The sequence below is a fragment of the Mycobacterium seoulense genome, assembly GCF_010731595.1.
GTDB classification, from domain to species: Bacteria; Actinomycetota; Actinomycetes; order Mycobacteriales; family Mycobacteriaceae; genus Mycobacterium; species Mycobacterium seoulense.
On record NZ_AP022582.1, the window covers coordinates 417,301 to 441,863 of the forward strand.

At 69.4% G+C, this 24,563-nt stretch carries 24 protein-coding genes and 1 pseudogene; 20 read left to right on the forward strand and 5 right to left on the reverse strand.

The genetic code is table 11. The features are described 5' to 3' along the window. Window positions 1-822 carry a mycofactocin-coupled SDR family oxidoreductase gene (locus G6N37_RS02040; protein WP_163675259.1) on the forward strand — a complete coding sequence of 274 codons (822 nt, stop codon included), beginning with the start codon at window positions 1-3 and terminating at the stop codon, window positions 820-822. Between the two features lie 18 nt (window positions 823-840). Here G6N37_RS02040 and rpmB read toward each other — a convergent pair whose 3' ends face one another. Next, complete coding sequence (gene rpmB, locus G6N37_RS02045; RefSeq protein ID WP_112710603.1) at window positions 841-1,035, reverse strand: 50S ribosomal protein L28; 195 nt, start codon at window positions 1,033-1,035, stop codon at window positions 841-843. 270 nt (window positions 1,036-1,305) lie between these two features. On the opposite strand from rpmB, the gene G6N37_RS02050 reads away from it, so the two are divergent. The 3 genes from G6N37_RS02050 to G6N37_RS02060 are packed head-to-tail and all read left to right on the forward strand — an operon-like array spanning window position 1,306 to window position 5,929. Next, the gene (locus G6N37_RS02050; protein WP_163684472.1) at window positions 1,306-2,997 is read left to right on the forward strand and encodes a DAK2 domain-containing protein; all 1,692 of its coding nucleotides are present in this window, start codon (window positions 1,306-1,308) and stop codon (window positions 2,995-2,997) included. A gap of 2 nt (window positions 2,998-2,999) precedes the next feature. Next, window positions 3,000-5,219: an ATP-dependent DNA helicase RecG gene (recG, locus tag G6N37_RS02055; protein ID WP_163675262.1), complete on the forward strand. Its 2,220-nt coding sequence runs from the start codon at window positions 3,000-3,002 to the stop codon at window positions 5,217-5,219. After that, window positions 5,216-5,929 carry an HNH endonuclease family protein gene (locus G6N37_RS02060; protein ID WP_163675265.1) on the forward strand — a complete coding sequence of 238 codons (714 nt, stop codon included), beginning with the start codon at window positions 5,216-5,218 and terminating at the stop codon, window positions 5,927-5,929. Before recG ends, G6N37_RS02060 begins: the two co-directional genes overlap by 4 nt. Window position 5,930: 1 nt before the next feature. Here G6N37_RS02060 and G6N37_RS02065 read toward each other — a convergent pair whose 3' ends face one another. Together G6N37_RS02065 and G6N37_RS26585 are read right to left on the reverse strand one after the other, a co-directional pair. Then, complete coding sequence (locus G6N37_RS02065) at window positions 5,931-6,776, reverse strand: aldo/keto reductase (protein WP_163684474.1); 846 nt, start codon at window positions 6,774-6,776, stop codon at window positions 5,931-5,933. Window positions 6,777-6,782: 6 nt separating this feature from the next. Beyond that, window positions 6,783-7,003 (reverse strand): annotated as a pseudogene (locus G6N37_RS26585) (hypothetical protein); the annotation flags it as partial. Between the two features lie 172 nt (window positions 7,004-7,175). Here G6N37_RS26585 and G6N37_RS02070 point away from each other — a divergent pair. The 5 genes from G6N37_RS02070 to coaD all read left to right on the forward strand — a co-directional run bounded on the left by G6N37_RS02070 (window position 7,176) and on the right by coaD (window position 10,836). Beyond that, window positions 7,176-8,291, forward strand: coding sequence for an alpha/beta hydrolase (locus G6N37_RS02070; RefSeq protein WP_163675268.1), 1,116 nt, complete (start codon window positions 7,176-7,178; stop codon window positions 8,289-8,291). A gap of 76 nt (window positions 8,292-8,367) precedes the next feature. Next, window positions 8,368-9,132: a DsbA family protein gene (locus tag G6N37_RS02075; protein WP_163675271.1), complete on the forward strand. Its 765-nt coding sequence runs from the start codon at window positions 8,368-8,370 to the stop codon at window positions 9,130-9,132. Next, window positions 9,129-9,764 carry a vitamin K epoxide reductase family protein gene (locus G6N37_RS02080; protein ID WP_372514718.1) on the forward strand — a complete coding sequence of 212 codons (636 nt, stop codon included), beginning with the start codon at window positions 9,129-9,131 and terminating at the stop codon, window positions 9,762-9,764. The genes G6N37_RS02075 and G6N37_RS02080 overlap by 4 nt, the downstream gene beginning before the upstream one ends. Before the next feature lie 10 nt (window positions 9,765-9,774). Beyond that, window positions 9,775-10,329 (forward strand): 16S rRNA (guanine(966)-N(2))-methyltransferase RsmD, encoded by a 555-nt coding sequence (gene rsmD / locus G6N37_RS02085; RefSeq protein WP_163675274.1) that lies wholly within the window; start codon window positions 9,775-9,777, stop codon window positions 10,327-10,329. A gap of 24 nt (window positions 10,330-10,353) precedes the next feature. Next, window positions 10,354-10,836 (forward strand): pantetheine-phosphate adenylyltransferase, encoded by a 483-nt coding sequence (gene coaD, locus G6N37_RS02090; RefSeq protein ID WP_083174026.1) that lies wholly within the window; start codon window positions 10,354-10,356, stop codon window positions 10,834-10,836. Window positions 10,837-10,887: 51 nt separating this feature from the next. Here coaD and G6N37_RS02095 read toward each other — a convergent pair whose 3' ends face one another. Further along, complete coding sequence (locus tag G6N37_RS02095; RefSeq protein WP_174813781.1) at window positions 10,888-12,090, reverse strand: permease; 1,203 nt, start codon at window positions 12,088-12,090, stop codon at window positions 10,888-10,890. A gap of 212 nt (window positions 12,091-12,302) precedes the next feature. Here G6N37_RS02095 and sepIVA point away from each other — a divergent pair, with 212 nt between their 5' ends. The 7 genes from sepIVA to G6N37_RS02130 all read left to right on the forward strand — a co-directional run bounded on the left by sepIVA (window position 12,303) and on the right by G6N37_RS02130 (window position 18,234). Next, entirely contained in the window at window positions 12,303-13,040 is a 738-nt protein-coding gene (sepIVA, locus tag G6N37_RS02100; RefSeq protein WP_163684480.1) for a cell division protein SepIVA, read from the forward strand. A 59-nt stretch (window positions 13,041-13,099) separates the two neighbouring features. Further along, the gene (locus G6N37_RS02105) at window positions 13,100-13,684 is read left to right on the forward strand and encodes a YceD family protein (RefSeq protein ID WP_179961874.1); all 585 of its coding nucleotides are present in this window, start codon (window positions 13,100-13,102) and stop codon (window positions 13,682-13,684) included. After that, entirely contained in the window at window positions 13,681-14,394 is a 714-nt protein-coding gene (gene rnc, locus G6N37_RS02110) for a ribonuclease III (RefSeq protein ID WP_163675277.1), read from the forward strand. Before G6N37_RS02105 ends, rnc begins: the two co-directional genes overlap by 4 nt. 55 nt (window positions 14,395-14,449) lie before the next feature. Then, window positions 14,450-15,319, forward strand: coding sequence for a DNA-formamidopyrimidine glycosylase (gene mutM, locus G6N37_RS02115; protein WP_163675280.1), 870 nt, complete (start codon window positions 14,450-14,452; stop codon window positions 15,317-15,319). A 208-nt stretch (window positions 15,320-15,527) separates the two neighbouring features. Beyond that, entirely contained in the window at window positions 15,528-15,764 is a 237-nt protein-coding gene (locus G6N37_RS02120) for a FeoA family protein (protein ID WP_163684484.1), read from the forward strand. Continuing rightward, window positions 15,761-17,674 carry a ferrous iron transporter B gene (gene feoB / locus G6N37_RS02125; RefSeq protein ID WP_163675282.1) on the forward strand — a complete coding sequence of 638 codons (1,914 nt, stop codon included), beginning with the start codon at window positions 15,761-15,763 and terminating at the stop codon, window positions 17,672-17,674. Before G6N37_RS02120 ends, feoB begins: the two co-directional genes overlap by 4 nt. Then, on the forward strand, window positions 17,671-18,234 hold the full coding sequence (locus G6N37_RS02130; RefSeq protein WP_163675285.1) for a NifU family protein: 564 nt from the start codon (window positions 17,671-17,673) through the stop codon (window positions 18,232-18,234). Before feoB ends, G6N37_RS02130 begins: the two co-directional genes overlap by 4 nt. Before the next feature lie 8 nt (window positions 18,235-18,242). Here the strand turns inward: G6N37_RS02130 and G6N37_RS26105 are convergent, their stop codons facing one another. Next, the gene (locus tag G6N37_RS26105; protein ID WP_232075247.1) at window positions 18,243-18,527 is read right to left on the reverse strand and encodes a hypothetical protein; all 285 of its coding nucleotides are present in this window, start codon (window positions 18,525-18,527) and stop codon (window positions 18,243-18,245) included. A 54-nt stretch (window positions 18,528-18,581) separates the two neighbouring features. Here G6N37_RS26105 and G6N37_RS02140 point away from each other — a divergent pair, with 54 nt between their 5' ends. The 4 genes from G6N37_RS02140 (at window position 18,582) to ftsY (ending at window position 24,504) form a co-directional block, all read left to right on the forward strand. Next, window positions 18,582-18,995: an OsmC family protein gene (locus G6N37_RS02140; protein ID WP_163675288.1), complete on the forward strand. Its 414-nt coding sequence runs from the start codon at window positions 18,582-18,584 to the stop codon at window positions 18,993-18,995. Beyond that, complete coding sequence (locus G6N37_RS02145) at window positions 18,982-19,275, forward strand: acylphosphatase (protein WP_163675291.1); 294 nt, start codon at window positions 18,982-18,984, stop codon at window positions 19,273-19,275. Before G6N37_RS02140 ends, G6N37_RS02145 begins: the two co-directional genes overlap by 14 nt. A 213-nt stretch (window positions 19,276-19,488) precedes the next feature. Beyond that, window positions 19,489-23,097: a chromosome segregation protein SMC gene (smc, locus tag G6N37_RS02150; RefSeq protein WP_163675294.1), complete on the forward strand. Its 3,609-nt coding sequence runs from the start codon at window positions 19,489-19,491 to the stop codon at window positions 23,095-23,097. 102 nt (window positions 23,098-23,199) lie between these two features. Next, complete coding sequence (gene ftsY, locus G6N37_RS02155) at window positions 23,200-24,504, forward strand: signal recognition particle-docking protein FtsY (RefSeq protein ID WP_163675297.1); 1,305 nt, start codon at window positions 23,200-23,202, stop codon at window positions 24,502-24,504. Window positions 24,505-24,563: the final 59 nt, after the last annotated feature.

The following is a 24,563-nucleotide window of genomic DNA, read 5'->3' on the forward strand; positions in this document are numbered from 1 at the left end:
ATGGGTGAACTCGACAACAAGGTCGCCGTCATCACCGGTGCGGCGCGCGGCCAGGGCCGCAGCCACGCGGTGGCCTTCGCCGAACAGGGCGCCGACATCATCGCGGTGGACATCTGCACCGATATCGACGCGATTCCCTACCCGCTGGGCACCAAATCGGATCTCGACGAGACCGCGCGGCTGGTCGAAGCCGCGGGCCGCAGGGTGGCGCCCGTCGTCGCCGACGTCCGCGACCTACCGCAACTGGAGGCCGCGGTGCAAAGCGGGATCGACGCACTTGGCGAGGTGGACATCGTCGTCGCCAACGCCGGGGTGGTGGCGATCGGTGACCCCGAAGCCCATTCGGAACCGGTGTTCAACACGATCGTCGACACCAACCTCAAGGGGGTGTGGCACACGTTGTTGGCGACGGTGCCCTCGATCATCCGCAAGGGCCAGGGCGGGTCGGTCGTGCTGGTCAGCTCGTCGCAGGGGCTGACCGGCCGGGGCGGCGACGGCAGTGCGGCGATGTTCGCCTACGCCGCGTCCAAGCACGGGGTGGTGGGGTTGATGCGGTCGGCGGCCAATGCCTACGCGCCGCACAAGATTCGGGTCAACTCCGTGCATCCGAGCGGCGTCATGACACCGATGATCCTCAACGACTTCGTCGTCAACCGGATGCTGGAGAACCCGAACCCTGCCGTGTCACAGATGCTGCTGCCCGACGTGCCGCTGGTCGAGGCGCAAGACGTGACCGAAGCGGTGCTGTGGCTGGTCGGTCCCCGCGCCCGCTACGTGACGGGCGTGTCGATACCCGTCGACGCCGGGCACATCGTGATGTAGCCCGTGATGGAGCCGGGACTAGCCCCGGGCGACCTTGCCGGCCTTGATGCAGGACGTGCAGGCGTTGACGCGTTGCTTGTTGCCACCCGGGCGGGTGACGACGTGCACGGTCTGGACGTTGGGATCCCACCGGCGGCTGGTGCGGCGGTGGGAGTGCGACACCGACTTGCCGAAGCCGGGGCCCTTCCCGCAGATGTCGCACACAGCGGCCATGGTTCAAGCTCCTCAAATCTCGGGGGTCCGGCTCGGCGGTCTGACACGTGGCCGGGACAGCCCGGGTCGGCCCGGGCCCAACCAGGATACCGACTGTCGTGGCAACCACCAAAACGCTCAGGCGCCGCTGTCGTCGCACCTGGCTAGGCTCAATGGGCCGGGTCGCCGGCTGGCGGGTGGTGGTCACGGGCAGCCGCCGCCCGGGTCGCCGAGCTACGCTGGCGCCCACCGGGGGCTGGGTACTGGGAGGCACCGAGGAGGTGGGTAACACTGGGACCGTCGGAGCGTCCGCTGGACGCGGTCACCTTGCGGGACTGGGCGCACACCGCCGTCAGTGACCTCATCACCCACATCGACGAGATCAACCGGCTCAACGTCTTCCCGGTTGCCGATTCCGATACCGGCGCCAACATGCTGTTCACCATGCGCTCGGCGCTGGCCGAGGCCAACGTCGGCGTCAATTCCGAGGGCGGGTCGGCGTGCGTTGCCAAGGCCGCCGCGGCGCTGTCGGCCGGCGCCCTGAACGGCGCGCGCGGCAATTCCGGCGTGATCCTGTCCCAGATCCTGCGCGGCATCGCCGACGTCACCGCCGCCGCGGCGGCCGAGTCCGGCGGTGAGCTGCCCCACATCGACGCCGCCACCCTCGGGGCGTCGTTGCGGCGGGGCGTGGACCTGGTCATCACGTCGATGGGCGGGCGCGAGATCCGCGGGACGATCGTCTCGGTGCTGCGGGCCGCGGCCGACGCCGTCGGTGAGTGCGCCCAGGCCGGGGAAGGGCTCGCCTCGGCGATCGTCGCCGCGGGCGAAGCCGCGGTGGTGGCCCTGGAGAAGACGCCCGAGCAGCTCGACGTGCTCGGCGACGCCGGTGCCGTGGACGCCGGCGGGCGGGGCCTGCTGGTCCTGCTGGACGCCCTGCGCACCACGGTCACCGGCCAGGCACCCGCCCGCACGGTGTACGAGCTGTCGCCGCGGGCGCTGCAACCGCAAAGCGCCGCCGAACGGCCCGCGCCGCAGTTCGAGGTGATGTACCGGCTGGATGGCTGCGATCCGGCCGCGGCGGACGCGCTGCGCGACCGGCTCGGGGAGCTGGGCGATTCCGTGGGGATCGCGGCCGCGCGGTCGTCGGCGCAGCGCACCTACTCGGTACACGTGCACACCGATGACGCCGGCGCCGCGGTCGAGGCGGGGCTGGCGGCCGGGCGGCCGAGCCGCATCGTGATTTCGGTGTTGAGCTCAGGCGCCACCGGGCTGCCGGCCGGCGGCTGGACCCGGGAACGCGCGGTGCTGGCCGTGGTCGACGGCGACGGCGCCGCCGAGCTGTTCGGCGGGGAAGGCGCCTGCGTGCTGCGGCGCGATTCGGCCCCCGGCGACCCGGTCACCAACATCAGCGCCCATCAGCTGATGCGGGCGGTCCTCGACACCGGTGCCGCGCAGGTCATGGTGCTGCCCAACGGCTACGTGCCGGCAGAGGAGCTGGTGGCCGGGTGCACCGCGGCCATCGGCTGGGGCATCGACGTCGTCCCGATTCCGACGGGATCGATGGTGCAGGGGCTGGCCGCGCTGGCCGTGCACGAAAACGGCCGGCAGGCGGTGGACGACGGCTACACCATGGCCCGGGCCGCCGGCGCGGCCAGGCACGGGTCGGTGCGCATCGCGACCGAGAGCGCGTTGACCTGGGCGGGCCGCTGCCAGCCGGGCGACGGGCTGGGTATCGCGGGGGACGAGGTGCTGATCGTGGCTCCCGACGCGATCGCGGCGGCGACCGGTCTGCTCGATCTGTTGCTGGCCTCCGGTGGCGACCTGGTGACGGTGCTGGTGGGCGCGGGCGCCGAAACGGACGAGGCGGCCGCGGCCTTGGGCGACACGCTGGCAGAACACATGCACGATCACCACCCCGGAACGGAGCTGGTCACGTACCGCACCGGCCATCGCGGTGACGCGCTGTTGATCGGGGTCGAATAGCGGTGGCGTCCCTGCGCGACCGGCTGGACTTCGTGGTGGGCGCCAAGGCCGCCGATCAGCTCGACGAGGAGTTGGGCATCCGTACCGTCGACGATCTGCTGCGTCACTATCCGCGCAGCTACACCGAGGGCGCGACCCGCTGGGACTCCGACGACCAGCGTCCGCCGGCCGGCGAGCACATCACGATCGTCGACACCATCACCGAAACCAAGACCTGGCCGATGAAGAAGACCCCGAAGAAGGTGTGCCACCGCATCACCCTCGGCGCCGGGCGCAACAAGGTGACCGCGACCTTCTTCAACGCGAACTACCTGAAGAACGGCCTGACCGAGGGCACCAAGGTGATGCTTTCCGGCGAGGTCGGGTTTTTCAAGAACGTCATGCAGCTGACGCATCCGGCCTTTCTCATCCTCGACTCCCCGGATGGCAAGAATCGCGGCACGAGCTCACTGAAGAACATCGCCATCGCCTCGCAGGCCACCACCGGCGAGCTGCAGATGTCGGCGTTCGAGCGGGCCTTCTTTCCGATCTATCCGGCGACGACGAAGCTGCAAAGCTGGGACATCTTCCGGTGCGTGCGCCAGGTGCTCGACGTCCTGGACCCGGTGGATGATCCGTTACCCGCCGACCTGCGCGGCCGCTACGGCCTGGTCTCCGAGGATCGGGCGTTGCGCGACATCCATCTCGCCGAGGACGAGTCGGCGCGGATGCGGGCCCGGGAACGCCTGACCTTCGATGAAGCCATCGGGTTGCAGTGGGCGCTGGTGGCCCGGCGGCACAGCGAGCTGTCGGAATCGGGGCCGCCGGCGCCGCCACGCCCCGACGGCCTTGCCGCGGAACTGTTGGGGCGGTTGCCGTTCGAGCTGACCGCGGGACAACGCGAAGTGCTCGACGTGTTCGCGCAGGAGCTGGCGGCCACCCGGCCGATGAACCGCCTGCTGCAGGGCGAGGTCGGGTCGGGCAAGACCATCGTCGCGGTGCTGGCGATGCTCCAGCTGGTGGACGCCGGTTACCAGTGTGCGCTGCTGGCCCCCACGGAAGTGCTTGCCGCCCAACACATGCGGTCGATCAACGATGTGCTAGGCCCGTTGGCGATGGCGGGCCAGCTCGGCGGGGCGGATAACGCCACCCGGGTCGCGCTGCTCACCGGGTCGATGACGGCGACGCAGAAGAAGCAGGTCCGTGACGAGGTGGCAACCGGTCAGGCCGGGATCGTCGTCGGCACCCATGCGCTGTTGCAGGGCGCGGTGGAATTCCACAACCTCGGCATGGTGGTCGTCGACGAGCAACACCGGTTCGGCGTCGAACAGCGAGACCAGTTGCGGGCCAAGGCCCGTCCCGGTGTCACACCGCACCTGTTGGTGATGACGGCGACGCCCATTCCGCGCACGGTCGCGCTGACCGTCTACGGCGACCTGGAAACCTCTACGCTGCGCGAACTTCCGCGCGGGCGCCAGCCGATCACCAGCAACGTCATTTTCGTCAAGGAGAAGCCGGCGTGGCTCGAGCGTGCCTGGCGGCGCATCGTCGAAGAGGTTGCGGCCGGCCGCCAGGCCTACGTGGTGGCACCCCGGATCGACGAGACCGACGATCCCGAGAAGCAGGAGCAGAACGTGAGGCCGTCGGAAACCGCCGAGGGTCTGTACGCCCGGCTGCGTTCGGGGGAGCTCGCGAACGTGCGCGTGGGACTGATGCACGGGCGGTTGTCGGCCGACGAGAAGGACGCTGCGATGGCGGCGTTTCGGGCCGGTGAGGTCGATGTGCTGGTGTGCACCACCGTGATCGAGGTGGGTGTGGATGTCCCCAATGCCACCTTGATGCTGGTGATGGACGCCGACCGCTTCGGTATCAGCCAACTGCATCAGCTGCGGGGCCGCATCGGCCGCGGGCAGCATCCCAGCCTGTGCCTGCTGGCGAGCTGGGTGTCACCGGAATCGCCGGCGGGCAAGCGGCTTTCCGCCGTGGCCGCGACCTTGGACGGGTTCGCGCTCGCCGACCTGGACCTCAAGGAGCGCCGGGAGGGCGACGTGTTGGGTCGCAACCAGTCCGGTCGCGCCATCAACCTGCGCCTGCTCTCGTTGGCCGATCACCGCGACGTCATCGAGGCCGCCCGCGACTTCTGCGTCCGCGCCTACGGGGAGGACCCGGCGAGCCCCGAATTGGCCTTGCTCGCAGCGCCTTTCGTCACCACCGACCGGATCGAATACCTGGACAAGTCGTGAATCGTAAGGTGCTGCTGTGGTTGTGCGCGGTCGCGGCACTCGCACTGCTGGTGGCCTACCAGACGGTCGGATCCTCGGCGGCCAGGCACGCCGCCGAATACGCGGCGCGCGCCGACGTTCCGACGGTGCAGCCGGGCACCGACGTGCTCGCGGGTATCGCGGTGCTGCCGCTGCGGGCCCACCGTTATGACTACCGCCGGGCCGCGTTCGGCGACGCGTGGACCGACGACAACGATGCCCCGCTGGGGCACAACGGCTGCGACACCCGCGACGACATCCTCAACCGCGACCTCGTCGACAAGACGCATGTGTCGACCAAACGGTGTCCCGACGCGGTGGCCACCGGCACCCTGCACGATCCGTACACCAACAAGACCATCGACTTCCAGCGCGGCGCCAAGGTCGGCGAGGCGGTGCAGATCGACCACATCGTCCCGCTCGCCTACGCCTGGGACATGGGCGCCTACGCGTGGCCGGCAGACGAGCGCCTGCGGTTCGCCAACGATCCGGCCAACCTGCTGGCCGTCGACGGGCAGGCCAATCAGGACAAGGGCGACGCGGCCCCCGCGCAATGGATGCCGCCGAACGCCGCGTTCGCCTGCCAATACGCGATGCAGTTCATCGCCGTGCTGCGCGGCTATGCGCTGCCGGTGGACCAGCCGTCGACCGGGATATTGCGTCAGGCGGCCGCCACCTGCCCGGCGGCCTAGCTCAGACGCCCTCGAAGGTGTTGGGGTCCGGGCGCAGCCGGGTGCCGTCGTTGAGCCCGTTGATCGCGTCCATGTGCTCGGCGGCCAACTCGAAGTCGAACACGTCGAGGTTCCCGGCGATGTGCTCGGGCCTGGCCGACCGGAAGACGACCGCGTTGCCCAGCTGCAGGTTCCACCGCAGCAGCACCTGGGCGGGCGTCTTGCCGTATTCGCCGGCGACCGAACTCACCGTCGGGTTGTCCATCAGCTTGCCCAACGCCAGCGGCGTGTAGGCCTGGGTGACGACGTTGTGCTCCGCGTCGACCTTGCGGATCTCGGCCTGGTTGAGCAGCGGGTGCAGCTCGACCTGATTGACCGCAGGGGTGACGAAGGTGAGGTCGATGATGTCGGTGACATGCACTTCGGTGAAGTTGGAGACACCGATCGAACGGGCCAGCCCGTTGCCGCGGCACTGGATCAGCCCCCCGAAGGAATTCACATATTCACCGCGGGACGGCACCGGCCAGTGAATCAGGTACAGGTCGATGTAATCGAGGCCCAGCCGCTCCAGGCTCTCTTTGCAGGCCTCCTCGGATCGCAGGAAACCGTGGTCGGCGGCGGCCAGTTTGGTGGTGACGAACAGTTCGGCGCGGGGGATCCCGGAGGCCGCGATCGCGCGTCCGACGGCCGCTTCGTTGCCGTAGGCGGAGGCGGTGTCGATCAGCCGGCAGCCCATCTCCAGCGCCGCCGAGACCGCGCGTTCGGTCTCGTCCTCCGATAAATCCGCGACGCCAAGGCCAAGCACCGGCATCGTGTTTTCGTCATTAAGAGCTATCGAGGGCACGGCAGCGCCCGACTCGCCAGCCAATGTCATTCACCTGCCTGTGAAATTGAAGGTTCGTGGACCGAGCCCGGTGCCGTCATCGAGCGAGGAGATCGACGCCATTGCATCGACGCCATTGCATCGGCGCTGAGTTCGAGGCGATGGGTTCGAAATGAACACGTCGAAACTGCTCGCAATCCATTAGGCGGTTCGGCTTGGGGATCACGATATTACCGAGCTGGAAAATACCACCTCATCAACACCGGGGCGGCTGCGGTGATATCCGGCCGTGGTCTGCATTCCACGAATTCGCCACCACGTAGAGTTGGTCACACGGCAGACCGGACCCCGTAGCCGCCTTGCCGGTGACCGGCGCGGAGCGCGGCACGAGCCGCACCCCCCGGGCCGCCCGGGGCCGAAAGACGTTCATTCGAGGGAGTGCCCATGACCAAGAGCGTGCCCGCGCCGGACCTACACCTCGGACCGAAGCATCCGCCCATGCGGCTGGCCAGTCGCATGCAGGGCGCGGTCTCCACGATCGGCGTCAAGCTCATTCCGTGGATCCCGACACCCGCCAAGCGAGCGCTGTTCGGGGGCCGCTCGGTGACCATCGACGGCAACACCTTGGATCCCACGCTTCAGTTGATGCTCTCCGGTCTGCGCGCCGTCGGCATCGACGGCCTGGTCGTCGACGACGACCCGGTCGCGTCCCGCGCTCAGATGCGCCAGCTGTCGCTCGAACTTCCCGGCCCGCAGATCCACGTCGACGTCGAGGACCTGTCGCTGCCCGGACCGGCGGGCGAGATCCCCGCGCGGCACTACCGTCCCGTCAACGGCGCGTCGGCGCCGCTGCTGGTCTTCTACCACGGCGGCGGATGGTCGATCGGCGACCTGGACTCCTACGACGCGCTCTGCCGGTTGACGTGCCGCGACGCCGGCGTCCACGTGTTGTCGATCGACTACCGGCTGGCGCCCGAGCACCCGGCGCCGGCCGCGGTCGAGGACGCCTACGCCGCCTTCCGGTGGGCGTACGACCACGCCGAGGAACTCGGGGCCGCGCCCGGTCGGGTCGCCGTGGGCGGCGACAGCGCGGGCGGCAACCTGGCCGCCGTCGTCTGCCAGCTGGCCCGCGACGAGGGCGCCCCCGCGCCCGCGCTGCAGTGGCTGATCTACCCGCGGACCGACTTCACCACCCAGACCCGCTCACTGAGCCTGTTCGCCCGCGGGTTCCTGCTGACCAAGCGCGACATCGATTGGTTCGAGTCGCAATACCTGAGGCGTTCGAGCGTCGACCGGGCCGATCCCCGGATATCGCCGCTGCTGGCCGAGTCGCTGGCGGGGCTCGCGCCCGCGCTGATCGCGGTCGCCGGTTTCGATCCGTTGCGCGACGAAGGCGAGAGCTACGCGGCGGCCCTGCAGGCCGCCGGGACCCCCGTCGATCTGCGGTGCATGGGGTCGCTGACGCACGGCTTCGCGAATCTGTTCAAGCTCGGCGGCGGCAGCGCCGCCGCGACCACCGAGTTGATTTCGGCTTTGCGTGCCCACCTGAGCCGGGTCTGACCTGATGCGCGGTTGGCGCCGGTAACCTAGAGGCGCCTACGAACGACACCCCGAGTACCGAAGGATCACGCAGACTGTGGCCGACAAACCCAAACGCCCTCCGCGCTTCGACTTGAAGGCGACCGACGGTAAATCGGGCCGACTCGTTCAGATCGGCGGGACCGCCGTCGTCGTCATCTTCCTGGTCGCGCTGGTCTCCTACATCGTGGTCACGCACCACAAGAAGACCGCCGCCATCGGCGCGGGGGACACGGTGCGCGTGACGTCGAGCAAGCTGGTCACCCAGCCCGGGACCACCAACCCCAAGGCCGTGGTCACGTTCTACGAAGACTTCCTGTGCCCGGCCTGCGGCAACTTCGAGCGCACGTTCGGCCCGACGGTGTCCAGGCTCATCGACGTCGGCGCCATCGCGGCCGACTACTCCATGGTGTCGATCCTCGACAACTCCAGGAACCAGAACTACTCGTCGCGGGCGGGCGCGGCGGCCCTCTGCGTGGCCGACGAGTCCATCGACGCGTTCCGCCGGTTTCACACCGCGCTGTTCACCACCGACCTTCAGCCCAGCGAGCGCGGCAGCAGCTTCCCGGACAACGCGCGGTTGATCGAGCTCGCCCGGGAGGCCGGCGTGGTGGGCAAGGTGCCCGACTGCATCAACAGCGGCAAGTACGTTTCCAAGGTCACCGCCGAGGCGGCGGCCGCGAAGATCAACGCCACGCCGACCATCAAGATCAACGGCGACGATTACGACCCGTCCACGCCCGACGCGCTGGTCGCCAAGATCAAGAGCATCGTGGGCGATGTGCCGGGCATCGACGGGGCCGTCAGCCCTCCGGCCACGTGATCACCCCGGCGTCAGCCCAAACCGAAGACCTGACACCGCAATCGCGTCCCGAAGCGCGCGTGCCGGCGCCCAGCGCGTGGTGGGTGCTGATCGCCGGTGTGATCGGCCTGGTCGCCTCCGCGACGCTGACGGTGGAGAAGATCGACCTGCTGCTCAACCCGGCGTACGTGCCGTCGTGCAACTTCAACCCGATCCTGTCGTGCGGCTCGGTGATGGTCACGCCGCAGGCGTCGGTGCTGGGATTCCCCAATCCGCTGCTCGGCCTGGGGGCGTTCACCGTGGTGGTCGTGACCGGGCTGTTGGCGGTGACCAAAGTGGCGTTGCCGCAATGGTATTGGATCGGGTTGACGGTCGGGCTGGTGATCGGGGCCGTGTTCGTGCACTGGCTGATCTACGAAAGCCTGTACAGCATCGGCGCGTTGTGCCCGTACTGCATGGTGGTCTGGGCGGCCACCATCACCTTGCTGGTGGTCGCCGCGTCGATCGCGTGCCGCCCGGCGCTGCAGCGCCGGGGACGCGGTGTGGCATGGATGTTGTACCAATGGCGGTGGTCCATCGTCGCGCTGTGGTTCACCGCGGTGTTTCTGCTGATCATGGCGCGGTTCTGGGACTATTGGTCGACGCTGCTGTAAGTGTTGCCACGTGACCCGAATCATCGGCGGGGTGGCCGGCGGCCGGCGCATCGCCGTCCCGCAACGGGGGACCAGACCGACGACCGATCGGGTGCGTGAGTCGCTCTTCAACATCCTGACCGCGCGGCACGAACTGAGCGGCGCCGCCGTGCTGGACCTCTACGCCGGTTCGGGCGCACTGGGATTGGAGGCGCTGTCCCGCGGGGCGGCTTCGGCGCTGTTCGTGGAATCGGATCAGCGCAGCGCGTCGGTCATCGCACGCAATATCGACGCCCTGGGTTTGACCGGTGCGACCGTGCGCCGCGGCGCGGTCGCGACTGTCCTGGCGGCCGGGCCCGCGAGCACGGTCGACGTCGTCCTGGCCGACCCGCCCTACGACGTCGAGAACGCCGAGGTGGAGGCGGTGCTGACGGCTCTGGTCAGCCACGGTTGGGTGGACGCCGGAACCGTGGCGGTGGTGGAGCGCGCGGCGACCGGTGCGCCGCTGGCCTGGCCGGCCGGCTGGTCCGTGTGGCCGCCACGCGTGTACGGCGACACCCGACTGGAGATGGCCGAACGACGCTGAGGCGGACGTGTAGCGTCTTTCGACATGAGTGGCGCGGTATGCCCCGGGTCGTTTGATCCAGTGACGTTGGGCCACATCGACGTCTTCGAACGGGCGTCGGCCCAGTTCGACGAGGTGGTGGTGGCGATCCTGACCAACCCCGCCAAGAAGGGCATGTTCGACCTCGACGAGCGGATCGCGATGATCACCGAGTCGACGACGCATCTGCCCAACCTGCGCGTCGAGGCCGGGCAGGGTCTGGTGGTGGACTTCGTCAGGTCGCAGGGCATGACCGCGATCGTGAAGGGCCTGCGCACCGGCACCGACTTCGAATACGAGCTGCAGATGGCCCAGATGAACAAGCACATCGCCGGTGTCGACACGTTTTTCGTCGCGACGACACCGCGGTATTCGTTCGTGTCGTCGTCCTTGGCCAAGGAGGTCGCGACGTTCGGCGGCGACGTCTCGCAGCTACTGCCCGAACCGGTGAATCGCCGCCTGCGCGAGAAGCTCGCCGGCCGCTCGTAAAGCGCCGCGCGGCAACGGATGCCAGCTGCCCTCCACCGACAAGAAGCGTCGCTAGTGGCACGCGTGGTCGTGCCCGCCGTCGGGTGAGCCGCCCATCATCCGTGCCATCGGAATTCCACCCGTTGTGACGAATCGGGCGACCAGAATGGCCGTCACGGCAAGGGAGGCGATATTGAGCCAGGTCGTGTAGTTCCACGAGACCGCCGCTTCCATGACCGTGGCGTTGCGCTCCCTGGGAATGAGATGCGTTGCGCCGAAGATCAATTCGACCAGATAGCCCGCGGCGACCATCGCCGCGTAGAAGGTGCCCAACAGCGTCAGCATCATCTTGGTGCCGTAGTACTTGCGATAGATATTCAGGATCGGCAGGATCAGCAGGTCGGCGTAGATGAACGCGATGACCCCGCCGAAACTGATGCCCCCGTTCCACAGCACCGCCGCCAGCGGCACGTTGCCGATCGAGCAGACGAAGGACACGATCGCCACGATCGGTCCCACGAGTGGGCCCCATATCGTCGACCAGGCCGGGTGGTCGGCCAAAAAGAAGGACTGCCAGAACTTTTCGGGCACCCAGGCCGCGATGGCCCCCGCGATCAACAACCCCAGCACGAGGTCACGCAGGATCGCCAACCACTCCATCACGAACACATGGGCGACGGAGGTGAAGCCCTCCCCGGAGAAGAGCCGACGAGCGAACGAGCCCTGCTTCTTGATGGACATGTCCATGGCGGCATGGCCTTCCATCGACCCGGCGATCCCGCGGTCGGCCTGTTCCCGGGCGGCATCGATGAGCCGCGAGCGCACGAACAACCGGAACAAGACGGCGAGCACGACGATCATCAGCGGGCCGCCGACGAACTCCGCGGCGGTGAACTGCCAACCCATCAGCAGGGCCAGAATGATGCCCAGTTCGACCACCAGGTTGGTGGAACCGATCTCGAACGCCATGGCGGCGGTGAAGCTGGCGCCCTTGCGGAACAGCGACCGGGCCAGCGCCACCGCGGCGTAGGAGCACGACGAGGATGCCGCGCCGAGGCCGGCGGCCAGCGCCAAGGTGCGCGGCCGGTCGTCGCCCAACAGCGCCACGATGGTCGAGCGTCGCACCACCGCCTGCACCACCGCCGACAGGGCGAACCCCACAATCAGCGCCCAGAGGATTTCCCACGTCATGGATCCCGCCACTGTCAAGGCGTGTCCGACCGCTGCTAGCACGAGCGCTCCGATCCTCCCCGTTTGGTGGGCCCGGAGTCCCAAAAATATACCCCGCTGGGGTATACGTCAACCGGGCTGAGGCGTTCTGGCCAGGGCAGAGAGCCGGCGCGATCCCTAGAATGGCCGCGACAGGGGCAACCGGGTCCCGGTCCGGTCGAATGTCCGACACACCGGCCTCGCCACCACTGTCACAAGCGCAACACCAGGCACACTGGTAACAACAAGTTTTTTGCAGATGCCAGGAGGAAATGGCCGTGTACCGAGTCTTTGAAGCGCTCGACGAACTGAGCGCGATCGTTGAAGAAGCGCGCGGCGTTCCCATGACGGCTGGCTGCGTCGTGCCGCGCGGTGACGTGCTGGAGCTGATTGACGACATCAAGGATGCGATCCCGGGCGAGCTCGACGACGCCCAGGATGTGCTCGACGCGCGGGACTCGATGCTGCAGGACGCCAAGTCGCACGCCGACTCGATGGTCTCCTCGGCGACCACCGAGTCCGAGTCGATGCTCAACCACGCCCGCGCCGAGGCCGACCGGCTCTTGTCCGACGCAAAAGCGCAGGCCGACCGCATGGTCAGCGAGGCGCGCCAGCACAGCGAGCGGATGGTGGGCGAGGCCCGTGAGGAGGCGATGCGCATCGCCACGGCGGCGAAGCGGGAGTACGAGGCCAGCGTCAACCGCGCCCAGGCCGAGGCCGACCGGCTGCTCGAGAACGGCAACATCTCCTACGAGAAGGCCGTGCAAGAAGGCATCAAGGAACAGCAGCGTCTGGTGTCGCAGAACAGCGTGGTGGAAGCGGCGAACGCCGAGGCCACGCGTCTGATCGACTCGGCGCATGCCGAGGCCGACCGGCTGCGCGGTGAATGCGACATCTACGTCGACAACAAGCTCGCCGAGTTCGAGGAGTTCCTCAACGGCACGTTGCGCTCGGTCGGCCGCGGCCGCCACCAGCTCCGGACGGCGGCCGGCACGCACGACTACGCGGTGCGTTAGCGCGTCAGCCGGGCGGCCGCGCCCTGGAATTGTGCGGTTCGCGCCGTAGGATTTCTCCTATGACGCGGCAGCACAGCACTACCTCGCAGCGCCGTCTTAGCTCCCCGTTGACGGTTGACATCAGCCGGCTCGGGCGTCGCCCCGGGGCGATGGTGACCCTGCGGAAGACCGTGCCCAGCCCCACGCGCATCGGGCTGGACATGATCGCGATCGAGGCGGGCGCCCCGTTGGAGCTCGACCTGCAGGTCCAGTCGGTCTCCGAGGGTGTGCTGGTGACGGGGACGGTCGACGCGCCCAGCGTGGGCGAGTGCGCCCGCTGCCTGACCCCCGTCCACGGTCGGGTTCAGGTCCAGTTGACCGAACTGTTCGCCTACCCCGACAGCACCACCGAGGCGACCACCGAGGAGGACGAGGTCGGTCACATCGTCGACGACACCTTCGACCTCGAGCAGTCGATCGTCGACGCCGTGGGACTCGAGCTGCCGTTCTCGCCCGTCTGCACGCCCGATTGCCCGGGCCTGTGCCCCGAATGCGGCGTGCCCCTCGCCGCCGAGCCCGGCCACCACCACGACCGCATCGACCCGCGGTGGGCGAAACTGGCCGGCATGTTTCCCGAGCCCGACGCGCCGCGGGGTGAGCGGTGACGTCCCGGCAGGACCTGCTCGACGCGCTCGGGGTCGAGCTGCCCGAAGAAGTGCTCACGCTGGCGCTGACGCACCGCAGCTACGCCTACGAGCACGGCGGGCTGCCCACCAATGAGCGGCTGGAATTCCTCGGCGACGCCGTGCTGGGCCTGACCGTCACCGACGAGCTCTACCACCGGCACCCCGACCGGTCGGAAGGCGACCTCGCCAAGCTGCGGGCCAGCGTCGTCAACACCCAAGCGCTGGCCGACGTCGCGCGCAAGCTGTCCGCCGACGGCCTGGGCGCGCACCTGTTTCTCGGGCGCGGGGAAGCCAACACCGGCGGCGCCGACAAGTCGAGCATCCTGGCCGACGGGATGGAATCGCTGCTGGGCGCCATTTACCTGCAGCACGGGATCGACACGGCCCGCGAGGTGATCCTGCGGCTGTTCGGCGCGCTGCTCGACGCCGCGCCGACGCTCGGGGCCGGGCTGGACTGGAAGACCAGCCTGCAGGAGCTGACCGCGGCGCGCGGCATGGGCGCGCCGTCCTACGTCGTCACCTCCACCGGTCCGGACCACGACAAGGAGTTCACCGCCGTCGTCGTCGTGATGGACACCGAATACGGCTCCGGTGTCGGCCGCTCCAAGAAGGAGGCCGAGCAGAAGGCCGCGGCGGCGACGTGGAAGACGCTGGAATCGCGCGATACGGCGGGGAAAACGTCCGTCTAGATCTATGGTGATGACCCGCCGCGCCCGGCTTCGCCGCGCTTGCGATCATCACTAGATGCCCGAGCTACCCGAAGTCGAGGTGGTGCGCCGCGGCTTGCAGGCCCGCGTCGTGGGCAGGACGATCAAGGCCGTCCGGGTGCACCACCCGCGCGCGGTGCGCCGGCACGACGCCGGGCCCGCCGACCTCACCGCCCGGCTGCTCGACGCCCGGATCACCGGCACCGACCGGCGCGGCAAGTACCTGTGGCTGCTGCTCGACACCGAGCCCGCGCCGTCTGAATCGGACACGGCCCTGGTGGTCCACCTCGGTATGAGCGGGCAGATGCTGCTCGGACAGGTGCCGCGCGCCGACCACGTGCGCATCTCCGCGCTGCTCGACGACGGGACGGTGTTGAGCTTCGCCGATCAGCGCACCTTCGGCGGGTGGATGCTCGCCGATCTGGTGAGCGTGGACGGGAGCGTGGTGCCCGCGCCCGTCGCACACCTCGCGCGCGACCCGCTGGACCCGCTCTTCGACCGCGATGGCGTCGTTAATGTGTTGCGGCACAAGCATTCCGAGATCAAGCGGCAGCTCCTCGACCAAACCGTGGTGTCGGGCATCGGCAACATCTACGCCGACGAGGCGCTCTGGCGGGCCAAGGTCAACGGCGCCCGGATCGCCGCGACGCTGAGCCGCCCGCGGCTGGGCGCCGTCCTGGACGCCGCGGCCGAGGTGATGCGCGACGCGCTGGCGCAGGGCGGGACGTCGTTCGACTCGCTGTACATCAACGTCAACGGAGAATCCGGTTACTTCGACCGGTCGCTGGACGCCTACGGCCGCGACGGGCAGAGCTGCCGGCGCTGCGGCGCGGTGATGCGCCGGGAGAAGTTCATGAACCGGTCGTCGGTCTACTGCCCGAAGTGTCAGCCGAGGCCGCGGCTTTGACTGTGCTCGTGGGGTTTTGAGTGTGCGGCGACGGCGGCGACACGCCGAGCGGCATCGCCCAGGACGCACACTCGGAGGCGCTTGCGGAACCGATTCCGAAGAAGGTGAGGTTACCCTCACCTTTCATCGTTATCCTGGGTGGCATGGTGAACCTGTGGCGTCGGGGCGGCTAGTGCGGAACTCAGTTCGTGCACCGGGTCCGACGACCGTGCTGGCTCAGCTCGCGCCGGGCCAGCGGGCGACGATCGTGGGCGTGACTCCGGCGGCATCACCCGTGGTCGCGGGCCGTCTGCGGCAGCTGGGGTTCCGGCCGGCGTCCCACGTCGAGGTGATCCGGCGCGCCCCGATGGGCGACCCGACCATCTACCGGGTTCAAGACACCGAACTGTGCCTGCGGCGGCGCGAGGCGCAACTGATCGAAGTCGACCCGGGCAGCCCCGCATGACGTCCTGCCACGAGGAGGGCGGCGCCGCGGTCGCAGTCGCGGGCGCGGCACGCGTCGCTCTGGTGGGCAGCCCCAACGCGGGCAAGACGTCCGTGTTCAACCACCTGACCGGACTGCGCGCCAAGACCGGCAACTATCCGGGCGTCACCGTCGGCCGCAGCGTCGGCATCACGAAGGTGGACGGCCTCGAGATCGCCGTCGAAGACCTGCCGGGCACCTACAGCCTGGAGCCCATCAGCCCGGACGAACAGGTCGTGTCCGATCTGCTGGTCGGCAACATGGCCGAGACCACCCCGCCCGATGCGATCGTCCTGGTGGCCGACGCCACCACACTGCACCGTTCGGTCACGCTCGTGGCGCAGGTGCTGAGGCTCGACGTTCCGTGCCTGTTGGCGCTGACCATGACCGACGAGTTGACCGCGCGCGGGGGCGGCATCTCCGTCGACGCCCTGGCGACGGCGCTGGGCATTCCGGTGATCCCGGTGATCGCGCACCGGGGGGCCGGGATCGACACCCTGCGCGCCCAACTGGTGTCCTTCGACCGGTGGTCACGACCCCCGATCCTGCCCCCGGGTCAGGACGACGCGATCGACGCCTGGGGCAAGTCCGTGCTGGATGCGGCCGGATACGTTGCGCCGCGCCCGGATCGGCGCACGCGAGGAATCGACGCGATCGTCCTGCATCCGTTGTGGGGAACCGTCATCTTCTTCGCGGTGATGTTCTGCTTCTTTCAGGTCGTGTTCACCGTCGCCGCGCCCCTGCAGGACCGGGTGAGTCAGGGGCTGGGCTGGCTGGGCGCACTGGTCAGCGACCACGTAGGCAACTACGTGGTGCGCGGCCTGCTCGGCCAGGGCCTCATCGGGGGCGTGGGCACGGTGCTTCAGTTCATCCCGCAGATCGTGTTGCTGTTCCTCTTGATCGCGTTGTTGGAGAACGTCGGCTACATGGCGCGGGCCGCGTTCTTGATGGACCGGGTGATGGCCGCGACGGGGTTGGAGGGTCGCGCCTTCGTCGCGATGCTCTCGTCGTTTGCGTGCGCGATCCCGGGAATCATGGCCACCCGGACGCTGCCGTCATCGCGCGACCGGATCGCCACCATCATCACGGCGCCGCTGATGACCTGCTCGGCACGGCTTCCGGTGTTCACCCTGCTGGTGGGGCTGCTGGTTTCGCCGCAGACCCAGTGGTGGGGCCTGAGCGCACAGGGCGTCGCGATGTTCCTGCTGTATCTGTGCGGCGGCACCTCGGCGCTGATCGCCGCGTCGCTGTTCAAGTCGACGATCCTGCGCAGCGACCTGCTGCCGTTCACGATGGAGCTTCCGCCGTACCGCTTCCCGTCGGTCAGAAACGTGCTCATCACGATGTGGGATTCGGCCAAAGTGTTCTTGCGCAAGGCCGGAACCATCATCTTGGGCACGTCGGTGGTGCTGTGGGTGCTGCTGAATCTGCCCGCACGCCAAGCGGAAACCGCGCACATGTCGGCGACCGAGACGACCGCCTACGTGATGGACCACAGTTACGCCGCCGATGTCGGCAAGGCGATCGGGCCGGTGTTCAAGCCGCTGGGGTTCGATTGGCACATCAACGTCGCCCTGCTCGGTTCCTTCTCGGCGCGTGAGGTTTTCGTGTCGACCCTGGGCCAGGTGTCGGCGGCGACGAACCCCGAGGACCCGCATGAGGCTCTCGTCGGCATGACGGACGAGGACGGCCACCAGGTGTTCACCTCGCCGACCGTCATCGCGCTGATGGCGTACTTCATCTTCGCGCTGCAATGCATGTCCACCGTCGCGGTGATGCGCCGCGAGACGAATTCCTGGCGGTGGCCCGCCTTCGCCTGGTGCTACATGTTCGTCCTGGCATGGACGATGGCGTTCGCCGCCCGGTCGATCGCGATCGGCGTGGGCGCATGATCCCGATCCACGCCACGGCCACGTCCGATCCCGCACAGCTGCGCTGGGTGGTCCCGCCCGACCGGCTGCCGGCGCGCGGCCGCGTCCGGCAGGCCCCGGGCAGGCTGGGCGCAATGCTGGGCAGCGGGACGATCGCCGAGATTACGGTCGGCGCCGACGACATTCTGATCACGCTCGGCGCGGGCAGCGGCTGGCGTGAGCTGGGGGACGACGTTCGCGAGGCACTCGGTGAGGCGCTGGTCGACCCGCAAGGCTGGTCGGTCGAGGAATCATCCGGCCCGGATTTGGAAAGCGTTGCGGCGGAACTGCTTGCGGGCCCCGTCGGGGCACTTGCCGCTTCGCACGGCGGGTCGATCGAGCTCGTCTCGGTGACCGGCCACACCGTGACCGTGCGAATGGCCGGCGCGTGCGACGGATGTCCGGCGGCGACGTCCACACTACGGGACGTATTCGAGCGCGAACTGCGGCGGCGGTTCGACGAGCGAGTCGTGGTGGCCTGCGAAAGCGGTTCGACCGCAATCTCGTTGGGTAAGAAGCTGCTGTCGTTGATCGTCCGCTGAGGGAGCGTTCACTCGAAGATGTCCCGGCGGGCAGCACCGGCGGGTAAGGCGGGGTCGACAAACCACTCGCGGGAAACAGCAGTCCGAGCCGAGAATCGCCGCGAGTCGCTGCGCCGCTTCCTCGACGTCCGCTCGCCCGAAACGCACGCGTCCCGGTGGATCCGGGTAGCACAGCGGACACCCAAAATGTCGGCGCTCGAATGCAATTCGTCCAGGCGGAAACCACCTTCGTCGTTCTGAATCCGCCCGTCGGTCGCGGTGACGACGACGTGGAATGCGACCACGGTGGTCATGAAACGCAGTATGCCCGCGGCACCGGGCGCGCACCGCCCGGTAAAAAGTAGGGCATGACCGAACTATGGGTGCAGCGCACCGGATCGCGCCGCTACACCGGGCATAGCTCGCGCGGTGCGCAGGTACTCGTCGGCTCGGAGGACGTCGAGGGCGTGTTCACCCCCGGCGAGCTGCTGAAGATCGCGCTCGCCGCGTGCAGCGGGATGTCCAGCGACCAGCCGCTCGCGCGCCGGCTCGGCGACGACTACCAGGCGGTGGTGAGGGTCTCCGGCGACGCCGACCGCGAACGCGAGGTCTATCCACTGCTGGAAGAGACGCTCGAGCTCGACCTTTCCGGGCTGTCGCCGGAGGAGAAGGAGCGCCTGCTGACCGTCGTCGACCGGGCGATCGACCTGGTCTGCACCGTCGGGCGCACGCTGAAAGCCGGCACACAGGTCGAGTTCAAGGTGACCGATGTCGGATCCTGACATCCGGCTCACCGCCTGGGTGCACGGCCAGGTCCAGGGCGTCGGCTTCCGCTGGTGGACGCGCTGCCGGGCGCTCGAGCTGGGCCTTACCGGCTATGCGGCCAACCAGGCCGACGGCCGCGTGCTGGTGGTCGCCCAGGGGCCGCGCGAAGCGGGTGAGAAGCTGCTGGCGCTGCTCAAAGGCGGCGAGTCGTGGCCGTCGAGGCCGGGCCGCGTCGACAAGGTCGTCGCGGACTGGTCGCAGCCGCAGGAACGGTTCGAGGGTTTCGTCGAGCGCTGATCACATCAGCCACAGGGGCACCGCCGTGGGCGGCTGCGGTCGGATCGCAAACGTGATAGCGCCGGCGCTATCACGTTTCGTACTCACGTATTGCAGCTCTCCGAGTGACGGATGTGGCTTGTGTGGCCGCTGCGCCGACCGCCCGGTTTTCCGGCCGCCGACACTCCTGTGAGGAGGCGGGACGAGCCGAGCTGACCGGTAGTCTGGCTGGCCGTGTACCTCAAGAGTCTGACGCTGAAGGGCTTCAAGTCCTTCGCATCGCCGACGACTCTGCGTTTCGAGCCCGGGATCACCGCGGTCGTCGGGCCCAACGGCTCCGGGAAATCCAACGTCGTCGACGCCCTGGCCTGGGTCATGGGGGAGCAGGGAGCGAAGACCCTGCGCGGCGGCAAGATGGAAGACGTCATCTTCGCCGGCACCTCGTCGCGGGCCCCCCTGGGCCGCGCCGAAGTCACCGTCACCATCGACAACTCCGACAACGCGCTGCCCATCGAATACTCCGAGGTGTCGATCACCCGGCGCATGTTCAGGGACGGCGCCAGCGAATACGAAATCAACGGCGCCAGTTGCCGTTTGATGGACGTGCAAGAGCTGCTGAGCGACTCCGGGATCGGCCGGGAGATGCACGTCATCGTGGGGCAGGGCAAGCTCGACGAGATCTTGCAGTCGCGCCCCGAAGATCGTCGCGCCTTCATCGAAGAGGCCGCCGGTGTGCTCAAGCACCGCAAGCGCAAGGAAAAGGCCCTGCGCAAACTCGATGCGATGTCGGCGAACCTGGCCCGCCTCACCGACCTGACCACCGAGCTGCGCCGCCAGCTCAAACCGCTGGGCCGCCAGGCCGAGGTGGCCCGCCGGGCCCAGACCATCCAGGCCGACCTGCGCGACGCCCGGTTGCGCCTGGCCGCCGACGACCTGGTCAATCGGCAAACCGAGCGCGACGCCATCTTCGAGGCCGAGGCCGCCATCCGCCGCGATCACGACGAGGCCGCCGCCCGCCTGGCCGTGGCGTCCGAGGAGCTCACCGCGCACGAGGCGGCGGTCGCCGAACTCTCGCAGCGGGCCGAGTCGGTGCAGCACACCTGGTTCGGGCTGTCCGCGCTGGCCGAACGGGTGGCCGCGACGGTCCGCATCGCCAGCGAACGCGCGCATCATCTCGACGTGGAACCGCCGCCACCGAGCGACACCGACCCCGACGCGCTGGAGGCCGAGGCCGAGCGGGTCGCGGTGGCCGAGCGGCAATTGCTGGGCGAACTGGCCGAAGCCCGCACCCGCCTCGACGCCGCCCGCGGCGAATTGGCCGAACGCGAGCGCGAGGCCGCCGAGGCCGATCGCGCCCACCTGGCCGCCGTGCGGGCCGAAGCGGATCGGCGTGAAGGCCTGGCGCGGCTGGCCGGTCAGGTCGAGACCATGCGGGCGCGCGTCGAATCGATCGACGACAGCGTCGCGCGGCTGTCCGAACGCATCGAGCAGGCCGCCGCCCGCGCGCAGCAGTCCAAGGCGGAATTCGAGACCGTGCAGGGCCGCGTCGGTGAGCTCGACCAGGGTGAGGTGGGCCTGGACGAGCATCACGAGCGGACCGTGGCCGCGCTGCGGCTGGCCGACGAACGCGTCGCCGAACTGCAGGCCGCCGAACGCGACGCCGAACGGCGGGTGGCCTCGTTGCGGGCCCGCATCGACGCGCTGTCCGTCGGGCTGGAGCGCAAGGACGGCGCGGCCTGGCTTACCGAAAACCATGCGGGTGCAGGACTTTTCGGGCCGATCGCCAAGCTGGTCAAGGTCCGCTCCGGTTACGAGGCGGCGCTGGCCGCGGTGCTGGGCTCGGCGGCCGACGCGCTGGCCGCCGAGAGCTTCGGCGCGGCCCGGTCCGCGGTTGCCGCGCTCAAGCAGGCCGACGGCGGGCGGGCGGCGCTGGTGCTGGGCGACTGGCCCGCGGATCACCCCGCCTCGCGCGATGCCCTGCCCGGCACCGCGCTGTGGGCGCTGGACCTGATCGACGCGCCCGCGCGGTTGCGCGGCGCGATCACGGCGATGCTCGCGGGCGTCGCGGTGGTCGACGACCTGGACCAGGCGCTCGAGCTGGTGTCGGCCCGCCCTCAGTTGCGCGTGGTCACGCTCGACGGCGACCTGGTGGGCGCCGGCTGGGTGAGCGGGGGCTCCGACCGCAAGCTGTCGACGCTCGAGGTGACCTCGGAAATCGACAAGGCGGGCAGCGAGCTGGCCGCCGCGGAATCGCAGGTCGCCCAGCTGACCGCGGCGCTGTCCGGCGCGCTGACCGAGCAGGCCGCCCGCCAGGACTCCGCCGAGCAGGCGTTGGCCGCGCTCAACGAATCCGACACCGCGATCTCGGCGATGTACGAGCAGCTGGGCCGGCTCGGGCAGGAAGCCCGCACGACCGAAGACGAGTGGAGCAGGTTGCTGCGGCAGCGCGAGGAGCTCGAAGCGGGCCGCACGCAGACGGTCGAGGAAGTCACCGAGCTGGAAAACCGGCTGCGCAACGCGCAAGAGACGCAGCACGTGCATGCCGAACAGCCCGACCACGCGGAGGTGCGCCAGCGGATCGCCGCCGCGGCCGAAGGCGCCCGCAGCGCCGAGGTGGAGGCCCGGCTGGCGGTGCGGACCGCCGAGGAGCGGGCCAACGCGGTGCGTGGGCGCGCCGATTCCCTGCGGCGCGCCGCGGCCGCGGAACGCGAGGCGCGGCTGCGGGCCCAGCAGGCCCGCGAGGCCCGGCTGCGCGCGGCTGCCGTCGCCGCGGCGGTGGCCGACTCGGGGCGGCTGCTGGCCCGGCGGCTGGACGGCGTGGTCGGGGCGGCGTCCACGATTCGCGACGCGTTGGCCGCCGAACGCCAGCAGCGTGCGACGGCGATGGCGGCGGTGCGCGACGAGGTGAACGCGTTGAGCGCCCGAGTGGCCACCCTGACCGACTCGCTGCACCGCGACGAGGTGGCCAACGCGCAGGCGGCAATGCGGATCGAGCAGCTCGAGCAGATGGTGCTCGAGCAGTTCGGCATGGCACCGGCCGACCTGATCGCCGAGTACGGGCCCGACGTGGCCCTGCCGCCCACCGAGCTCGAGATGGCCGAATTCGAGCAGGCCCGCGAACGCGGTGAGCAAGTCGTCGCGCCCGCACCGATGCCGTATGACCGGGCCACCCAGGAGCGCCGGGCCAAACGCGCCGAGCGGGAGCTGGCCGAGCTGGGCCGGGTCAACCCGCTGGCGCTCGAGGAGTTCGCCGCGCTGGAGGAGCGCTACAACTTCCTGTCCACCCAGCTCGAGGACGTCAAAGCGGCGCGCAAGGACCTGCTCGACGTCGTCGCCGACGTCGACGCCCGGATCTTGCAGGTGTTCAGCGACGCCTTCGTCGACGTGGAACGCGAATTCCGGGAAGTCTTCACCGTGCTGTTCCCGGGCGGCGAGGGCCGGCTGCGGCTCACCGACCCCGACGACATGCTGACCACCGGCATCGAGGTGGAGGCGCGTCCGCCGGGCAAGAAGATCACCCGGCTGTCGCTGCTGTCCGGTGGCGAGAAGGCGCTGACCGCGGTGGCGATGCTGGTCGCCATCTTCCGCGCCCGCCCGTCGCCGTTCTACATCATGGACGAGGTGGAGGCCGCGCTCGACGACACCAACCTGCGCCGGCTGATCAGCCTCTTCGAACTGCTGCGGGCGCGGTCGCAGCTGATCATCATCACGCACCAGAAGCCGACGATGGAGGTCGCCGACGCGCTGTACGGCGTGACCATGCAGGGCGACGGCATCACCGCGGTGATCTCTCAGCGGATGCGGGGGCAGCAGGTGGAGCAGTTGGTGTCCAGCTCGTCCTAGCGGCGATCGCGAGCGCGGCGTAGCCGGGCGTGGCGGGTCGCCGCCATCTTCCTAGCGCTTGCCGCCGACCCCGCGCGATCCGGCCCCTGAAACAATGTCAGCGTGTCACAAGGTCTTTGGATCGCCGTCGCGGTCATCGCCGTCCTGCTTCTCGTCGCCGCGCTGGTCGCAGGCCTGGTGCGCTACCGTCGCCGACGGATCAGCTTCACGACCAAACCGGAGCCCGGCGCGATCGACCGGTCGGGCGGCTATACCGCGTCGTCGGGCATCGCCTTCAGCCAGACGGCGACCGCCGATCGGCTCGACACCGCGGGGCTGCCCGGGGTGGGCGACGACGCCACCATTCCGCGCGACGCGCCCCGGCGCACCATCTCCGAGGTCGAGCTGCCCGAACCGGAGGCACCGGAGAGTATCGCCCCGCCGCCGGTAGCGCCGGCACCGCCCGAGACCCCCGAGCCGCCGGCGGCCCCCGAGATCGAGGCGATCGCGCCGCCCGAAGGCCGGCTGGAGCGACTGCGCGGCCGGCTGGCTAGGTCGCAGAATGCGCTGGGACGCAGCGTGCTGGGCCTGATCGGCGGCGGCGACCTCGACGAAGACGCCTGGCAGGACGTGGAGGACACGCTGCTGGTCGCCGACCTGGGCCCGGTGGTCACCGAGTCGGTGATGTCGCAGCTGCGCGCCCGGCTGGCCGGCAGCGCCGTGCGCACCGAGGCCGACGCGAAGGCCGTTCTGCGTGACGTGCTGATCCGGGAGCTGCACCCCGACATGGACCGCTCGATCCGCGCCCTGCCGCACGCCGACCACCCGTCGGTGCTGCTGGTCGTCGGCGTCAACGGCACCGGAAAGACGACCACGGTCGGAAAGTTGGCCCGGGTGCTGGTGGCCGACGGGCGTCGCGTGGTGCTCGGCGCCGCCGACACGTTCCGGGCGGCCGCCGCCGACCAGCTGCAGACCTGGGCGTCCCGGGTCGGCGCGGAGGTGGTGCGCGGGGCCGAAGGCGCGGACCCCGCGTCGGTGGCGTTCGACGCCGTCGACAAGGGCATCGCCTCGGGTGCCGACGTGGTGCTGATCGACACCGCCGGCCGGCTGCACACCAAGGTCGGGCTGATGGACGAGCTCGACAAGGTCAAGCGCGTGGTGACACGGCGCGCCGCGGTCGACGAGGTGCTGCTGGTGCTCGACGCGACGATCGGGCAGAACGGGCTGGCCCAGGCGCGGGTGTTCGCCGAGGTCGTCGACATCACCGGCGCCGTGCTGACCAAGCTGGACGGTACGGCCAAGGGCGGCATCGTATTCCGCGTCCAACAGGAACTCGGGGTGCCCGTGAAGCTGGTCGGGCTGGGGGAAGGTCCCGACGATCTGGCACCCTTCGAGCCGGCCGCCTTCGTCGACGCCCTGCTCGGCTGAAACCGCTTACACGGCGAGCGGGACGTTAATCCCGCCGAAACACGGCGGCCCCACTGCCG

Excerpts from the sequence above, each read along its gene's own strand:
- G6N37_RS02040 (WP_163675259.1), top strand. The coding sequence starts at position 1 with ATGGGTGAACTCGACAACAAGGTCGCCGTCATCACCGGTGCGGCGCGC.
- rpmB (WP_112710603.1), bottom strand. The coding sequence starts at position 1,035 with ATGGCCGCTGTGTGCGACATCTGCGGGAAGGGCCCCGGCTTCGGCAAG.
- G6N37_RS02070 (WP_163675268.1), top strand. The coding sequence starts at position 7,176 with ATGACCAAGAGCGTGCCCGCGCCGGACCTACACCTCGGACCGAAGCAT.
- coaD (WP_083174026.1), top strand. The coding sequence starts at position 10,354 with ATGAGTGGCGCGGTATGCCCCGGGTCGTTTGATCCAGTGACGTTGGGC.
- G6N37_RS02105 (WP_179961874.1), top strand. The coding sequence starts at position 13,100 with ATGACGCGGCAGCACAGCACTACCTCGCAGCGCCGTCTTAGCTCCCCG.
- mutM (WP_163675280.1), top strand. The coding sequence starts at position 14,450 with ATGCCCGAGCTACCCGAAGTCGAGGTGGTGCGCCGCGGCTTGCAGGCC.
- feoB (WP_163675282.1), top strand. The coding sequence starts at position 15,761 with ATGACGTCCTGCCACGAGGAGGGCGGCGCCGCGGTCGCAGTCGCGGGC.
- G6N37_RS02130 (WP_163675285.1), top strand. The coding sequence starts at position 17,671 with ATGATCCCGATCCACGCCACGGCCACGTCCGATCCCGCACAGCTGCGC.
- G6N37_RS26105 (WP_232075247.1), bottom strand. The coding sequence starts at position 18,527 with ATGACCACCGTGGTCGCATTCCACGTCGTCGTCACCGCGACCGACGGG.
- G6N37_RS02140 (WP_163675288.1), top strand. The coding sequence starts at position 18,582 with ATGACCGAACTATGGGTGCAGCGCACCGGATCGCGCCGCTACACCGGG.
- G6N37_RS02145 (WP_163675291.1), top strand. The coding sequence starts at position 18,982 with ATGTCGGATCCTGACATCCGGCTCACCGCCTGGGTGCACGGCCAGGTC.